The following is a 568-nucleotide window of genomic DNA, read 5'->3' on the forward strand; positions in this document are numbered from 1 at the left end:
TCAATCAACTACGCGCCTTTCAGGCGCCGGACGCAGCAAAGCTGCGCCGGTTATTGAGACGTTAGGCGAAACCATGGATGGAGAAATCGATGAGTAAACTTTTTGAACCTTCTAATTCAATTACTCTTTATGGTACAAACCGCTACCCCACAAGCACTAATGAGGCGCACTCTATGGGGCTTCATGGTTCACGAAATAAAGAAATGAGAGCAATGACAATTGCTGCATTTCGAGTTGCTCAAAATAATAATCAACTCTCTGGAGCAATAATGAATCATGAAATTCTAATGTTTTTATTAGCAAATAGCACTTCAGCATTTAAACACTGGCTTAATAAAGGGCGCTTAAAAGAATTTCAAACAGGAGTATCCTTAACACCTGAAGGGTTAGCTGAATGCCAAAACACATTATTAGGAAACTCTGGGGCTTATAGTACTACAGAAGACAAGGTTGTCGAATGGGTGATAAGAATGCTTCATGGTGATAGCGTATCTTCAAATTCGAAAGAGTTCTCAGCCTCAAATTGGTGTTGACCAATCGCCTAACAAGCTGTTCAACATGACAATGT

General features: G+C 40.5%; 1 protein-coding gene. It reads left to right on the forward strand.

What is annotated here, in order from left to right:
- The first annotated feature begins 89 nt into the window (after positions 1-89).
- A complete protein-coding gene (locus tag AC1EU2_RS18760) occupies positions 90-533 on the forward strand; it encodes a hypothetical protein (protein WP_480299800.1) in 444 nt (147 codons plus the stop codon).
- Positions 534-568 lie beyond the last annotated feature (35 nt).

It is taken from the genome of Parashewanella sp. 2304DJ23-3, assembly GCF_056591695.1.

Bases quoted from the DNA above. Each gene is read 5' to 3' on its own strand.
- AC1EU2_RS18760 (WP_480299800.1), top strand. From the start codon at position 90: ATGAGTAAACTTTTTGAACCTTCTAATTCAATTACTCTTTATGGTACA.